Raw genomic sequence first — 4,393 nt, forward strand, 5'->3', positions numbered from 1 at the left:
CTAATATTCAACCATCAGAAGACATACTATGTGATTTCCTGGCAGAAAAATATTCAGATGACTGCAATATGCCTTTGATCAGGAAATATTTTAAATCTGGCAACATTAACCTTAAGCACTTGATCATATTTGGTCTTGATAACAACCCTAAAGACATGGGATTATTCAGTGACTTCCTTTTCTTCAGTGAATTTTCTTTTAATCTTATTGATATCATCAATATATGTACGCGCAGCTGTATTGCGATTGATAATGACGATGATTTTAAAGAAGCCTGTTATAGCTTCTATTGCTATTCCTGTGATCAAGATTATGACGCCTATATGGCTTTGCTGGAGAATGATCATATTTCAAATGCCAAAAAAGAAATCGTACGCAATCTAAGAGATAACCTAGATGATATCTTTCAATTCAATTTTGAGGATGAAGATTGCGATATCATCAGTTACTCAAAGCATTAATTAGCTGATTTATCATTATCAAAGTATGCATAAATATTATTATTAGCATTGTTCTCAAAAAGATTAACTTTTTTGATGTATCGTTGTTGCGTATTAAGTGACTGATTGGTAATTTCACGCATTTTGACCAGATCAGCACCGGCCAATGCTGCACTGGTGTTGAAGCCAGAGCGTAATCCATGCGGTGAGAGGTTAGTTGTATTGAGACCTGCCTGTTTACATCTCTTTTTAAATAGTCGATAGAATCCTTCGTAAGAGAGTTGCTCATTTCTGACTTTGCAACCACCTTTGTGCAGTGACTTAAAAATATATTCTTCATCTGTCAGACCAATCGCCTCTAGCCAATGCTGCAATGATTTAACTGAGCAATGTCGGGTCGATTTTGAATTAAATGGAATTGCAACCTCATGACCCTTAGCCAGTTGATCTGTTTTAGACTGTCTTATGGTGATAATCATGCCGTGAGCGTCATTAAAATTTACGTCCTCATTTTTTAATGCCAGAAGCTCAGAGGAACGAAATCCGCCAGCGAAACCAACAAGCAAAAGTGCTCGGTCACGTACACTTAAGAGATCGTTACCATTCATACGGTCAATAATTTTAATGAGCATATCATAGGTGACTGGATCAGATGCGTTTTGGTTTTTTCTGATGTCGCGCTGAATACCTTGAAGCAGTGTGTCTATTCTGGGGTGTGCTAAAGGTGATAGGTGTCCCTGTGTTTTATGATGGTAGTCTATTGATGCTTTAATAACTGCAATTGTTGACCAGCTATAACTCTGGTCATGCAGATAGACGAAAAAGGCATAGGCAATTTCTGGGGTAAGCGGCATTGATGTCACCTTGAAGCCATCACAATAGCTCTGAAGTACTTTAAATGCCGATTGATAGCGCTTTATAGTATTGCTGGCACGTGATTTATGTTCAAGTTTTAAACCTTTCTCATAAGCATGCTTAAGATCATCCTGGGTGGTTGTTTCAAACTGAGTATGAGTGAAGTTGGGTAGCTTATCCATGTGCGCAGACATCCTCATTTTTTATATCATCAAGGATGCCGTTATCGACTATGCGATAAATATGTCTGTACATGTTGGGCGCCTCCGCTTTACCAAAGTGTGAATCGCCCGTTGAAAGAAAGCACCACATCTCACCAATATCATGCTTAATGGTATTAAATTGAATATTATTCTGGATAAGCCAATCAAGATGTTCTGTCATATTATCGATTGCATCACCTGAGTACTCTCTGAATTCCATGAGTAATTTAAGTTTGCCATAAAATTCAGCCAGAGAAAGTGACTCGAACAGTGTCATTTCAAAACTTGTACCAGAGATATCAATACAGAAGTAAACGGGTTTATTGTCTTTATTGACGTAGCATTGCACATTTGTATTCAGGTAATATTGATCAAATACTCTTTTATATTCGTGGTAACAGCGTGTATAAATTGCCAGATGATTGGCTGTAAATACTTCATTGGGACTGACAGTTTTCATGTTGATCATCACCTTTTGGCGTAGTTGACTTAGCTCTTAAACTGATCTGATGGATTTTCTCAATTTCAAGTGGGATCAAGGACTGGGTATTATCTATTGTTGAAAGAATATGAACAAATACATTGCCAATCTCTGTTATGGTGCCACGAATTTCCTGATAATTATCATAGAGTAAGTAGACTGACTTATTCTGTGCTTGTGCTTTTTTTAGTTTTTGTGTGTTTGCGTGTAGATTCATTTTTTCTTCTATTATGTTTACTTGTTTTGTTGTTTTGATCCTGCTTGATTTCGCCTAGTTTTTGGCGCATTATTTTCTTGAGAACGTTCAGGTAGCTATCATTGTTCATTCTGTTATTTTTCATCATTCTTTTCATCTATGTCTTTACTTTTAATGCCATCTCGTAGTTCTTTTTTCATCTTAGCTAAATTAAATGTATCTACTGCGTCACAGGCTTTTTTCCATAACGCAGCATAATTAGGCTTTGCTTTTTCATGATCAGATAATGACTTGAGTTTAGCTTTTAGCGCTTTGGCTCCCGCTTCGGTTTTTAGGAATTCGTCAATATTCATGCTAACAGCTCCATGAAAATAACTATAAATTATGGTTGCTGACCCGTTTAAAGGTTGCAATATTTGCTACATCAAGCCCATGAATCCATTGATCGACCAATGTATCACCTACTCTATTTTTTACTTGATTTATGTTGCGATCAATTTTTTTGATGCCAATGGCAATAATCATTCTTTTTACCAAATGCAATGATGCATAAAGAGCCAGTAAGATCACAAATAAATTAGATAACGTCAATGCATTCAAAGTGCTCAATGTAATATGCAAATTAATACCATCATCTACTTTAAGTAGCAATATGACTTTGATTAAAAAATAAATGACTAATACTGATTTAAATAAAAACATCCAATCATCATACTTATGACGAATGATGCTTCGTTTAAAATATAAGTCTTCAATTTGTTCTCGCTCTTCATTCAAGCATAAACCCTCATTAATAAGAGGTAAATGATATTTAGATTCCATTATTTCGTTGGATAAATTGTTTGTGTATTGGCTAGCCATTATTTATGCCTCCATTTTCTAGACAAAATATTGAACTTATTGATCTCTTTGCTATAGAACATCGGACACAAAGCCGCTTCTACTTCAATCCTGTCAACACTTGGATTCAGTACCACATTATAACGATGGCAATATTTTCTGATCGTAGTGACTTTGTAGCCTAAATATTTTGCTGCCTCATTATAGCTCATTTTCTTGATCGAAAGCTCCGCTAATAATTCTCCTGCGGTTTTACCAAATCGCTCCTTAACCCTAACCACAAAACTATCTGCATACTGATTAGCCATTACTCGACTCTCTCAATTTATTCAATCCCTTAGACAAAACCAAAGCAACACCATACTGTGATATACCAAGTTTAAATTGGCTTACACTGCTGTAACCTAAAAGGTTAGAGATTTTAGTCAATGGGGCACATTCTCCATCCAAAAACCAACGATTCGATGTGCGATTGTTAGCGTAATAAGCGATTGTGAAACCCAGCATCGACTTGCCTTGTTTGTTTTTTGGTTCGTTGAATTTCATGCAATGTATATAGCTTATCTAACACTATCTGAATATCCTTAAAATCTGATAAAACATAATAATAAATACTAAAGAAAGAAGAAACAATAATATTAATGGGTTATTGGTTAGCAATGCTTCAGCATTAATATCATAAACATATTCATTACCTATTTTCTTATTCGTCATCTTAGTTACAGTGATTGTGGTTAGCAATACTGTTAAAAATGATAGTTTTTTAGATGCACTATTTTGAATAGTATTTTGAATTTCCTGTTCCGTGAGTGGCTTTTTAGACTTTAGAGATGCGCTAAAATGAGAATTTTCTACACTTGAACTTTGCGTAAGACTTAAACTTACCTTTGGTATGCTTTTAAATACAAGACTACTGTTATCTTGAAATAATGAATAGCATAAAAATGAAAGAAGAATTATTGGTAATGGAGTCAATATTATTGTGCCATGCCTAATGATTCCCCATAATGCTAAAATGGTTGTCAATATTACTAAAATTAAAATGATAGTAAACATTTTAACTACTCCTTCTCCTGAGCTTTTGTGTTTTTGCGAGCATGTTTTTCTTGGGGGTCATTTTTTGCTTTTAGAACTGCCAACTGAATTTCAGCTTCATGCAATTTATGACGTACTTTATTTAGTTCATCAGCTATTTTCTGTTCACGTTTATGGCTATCTTCCAGTCTTAAAGCACTAATACTTAATTCTTTCTCAAGTGCCATAATCTTTGAGGTGGTGGCATGTTGGCATTTTTCCAGTTCATTTTGCAGTTCAGCGGTCGTTTTTTCAAGCAGTGTTACCTGATCGAGCGCTTCTCGTGTATGTTGTGCTTCGAGAT

Annotated in this window: 10 protein-coding genes; 1 reads left to right on the forward strand and 9 read right to left on the reverse strand. The window is 35.2% G+C overall.

All coding sequences use genetic code 11. The features are described from left to right. A partial coding sequence (locus DNJ75_RS14260; protein WP_157968381.1) for a hypothetical protein occupies positions 1-461 on the forward strand: 461 nt, incomplete at its 5' end. Here the strand turns inward: DNJ75_RS14260 and DNJ75_RS14265 are convergent. From DNJ75_RS14265 to DNJ75_RS14305, 9 genes are all read right to left on the reverse strand, one after another. Continuing rightward, complete coding sequence (locus DNJ75_RS14265) at positions 458-1,477, reverse strand: site-specific integrase (protein ID WP_157968382.1); 1,020 nt, start codon at positions 1,475-1,477, stop codon at positions 458-460. The two genes, DNJ75_RS14260 and DNJ75_RS14265, sit on opposite strands and share 4 nt — an antisense overlap. Continuing rightward, on the reverse strand, positions 1,470-1,958 hold the full coding sequence (locus tag DNJ75_RS14270) for a hypothetical protein (protein WP_117004111.1): 489 nt from the start codon (positions 1,956-1,958) through the stop codon (positions 1,470-1,472). Before DNJ75_RS14270 ends, DNJ75_RS14265 begins: the two co-directional genes overlap by 8 nt. Beyond that, on the reverse strand, positions 1,936-2,196 hold the full coding sequence (locus DNJ75_RS14275) for a hypothetical protein (protein WP_117004112.1): 261 nt from the start codon (positions 2,194-2,196) through the stop codon (positions 1,936-1,938). The genes DNJ75_RS14270 and DNJ75_RS14275 overlap by 23 nt, the downstream gene beginning before the upstream one ends. Positions 2,197-2,309: 113 nt before the next feature. Then, the gene (locus tag DNJ75_RS14280) at positions 2,310-2,528 is read right to left on the reverse strand and encodes a hypothetical protein (protein WP_117004113.1); all 219 of its coding nucleotides are present in this window, start codon (positions 2,526-2,528) and stop codon (positions 2,310-2,312) included. A 22-nt stretch (positions 2,529-2,550) separates the two neighbouring features. Continuing rightward, a complete protein-coding gene (locus DNJ75_RS14285) occupies positions 2,551-3,036 on the reverse strand; it encodes a hypothetical protein (RefSeq protein ID WP_117004114.1) in 486 nt (161 codons plus the stop codon). Beyond that, a complete protein-coding gene (locus DNJ75_RS14290) occupies positions 3,036-3,323 on the reverse strand; it encodes a hypothetical protein (protein ID WP_117004115.1) in 288 nt (95 codons plus the stop codon). Before DNJ75_RS14290 ends, DNJ75_RS14285 begins: the two co-directional genes overlap by 1 nt. Continuing rightward, positions 3,316-3,561, reverse strand: coding sequence for a hypothetical protein (locus tag DNJ75_RS14295; protein WP_117004116.1), 246 nt, complete (start codon positions 3,559-3,561; stop codon positions 3,316-3,318). The genes DNJ75_RS14290 and DNJ75_RS14295 overlap by 8 nt, the downstream gene beginning before the upstream one ends. A gap of 24 nt (positions 3,562-3,585) precedes the next feature. Further along, positions 3,586-4,071 (reverse strand): hypothetical protein, encoded by a 486-nt coding sequence (locus DNJ75_RS14300; protein ID WP_117004117.1) that lies wholly within the window; start codon positions 4,069-4,071, stop codon positions 3,586-3,588. 5 nt (positions 4,072-4,076) lie between these two features. After that, on the reverse strand, positions 4,077-4,393 hold a 317-nt coding region (locus DNJ75_RS14305), incomplete at its 5' end, for a hypothetical protein (RefSeq protein WP_157968383.1).

It is taken from the genome of Cysteiniphilum litorale (assembly GCF_003428165.1).
Lineage (GTDB): Bacteria > Pseudomonadota > Gammaproteobacteria > Francisellales > Francisellaceae > Caedibacter > Caedibacter litoralis.

What these genes read in the sequence shown, in the direction of transcription:
- DNJ75_RS14280 (WP_117004113.1), bottom strand. Translation starts at nt 2,528, where the DNA reads ATGAATATTGACGAATTCCTAAAAACCGAAGCGGGAGCCAAAGCGCTA.
- DNJ75_RS14275 (WP_117004112.1), bottom strand. Translation starts at nt 2,196, where the DNA reads ATGAATCTACACGCAAACACACAAAAACTAAAAAAAGCACAAGCACAG.
- DNJ75_RS14295 (WP_117004116.1), bottom strand. Translation starts at nt 3,561, where the DNA reads ATGAAATTCAACGAACCAAAAAACAAACAAGGCAAGTCGATGCTGGGT.
- DNJ75_RS14290 (WP_117004115.1), bottom strand. Translation starts at nt 3,323, where the DNA reads ATGGCTAATCAGTATGCAGATAGTTTTGTGGTTAGGGTTAAGGAGCGA.
- DNJ75_RS14265 (WP_157968382.1), bottom strand. Translation starts at nt 1,477, where the DNA reads ATGGATAAGCTACCCAACTTCACTCATACTCAGTTTGAAACAACCACC.
- DNJ75_RS14300 (WP_117004117.1), bottom strand. Translation starts at nt 4,071, where the DNA reads ATGTTTACTATCATTTTAATTTTAGTAATATTGACAACCATTTTAGCA.
- DNJ75_RS14270 (WP_117004111.1), bottom strand. Translation starts at nt 1,958, where the DNA reads ATGAAAACTGTCAGTCCCAATGAAGTATTTACAGCCAATCATCTGGCA.
- DNJ75_RS14285 (WP_117004114.1), bottom strand. Translation starts at nt 3,036, where the DNA reads ATGGCTAGCCAATACACAAACAATTTATCCAACGAAATAATGGAATCT.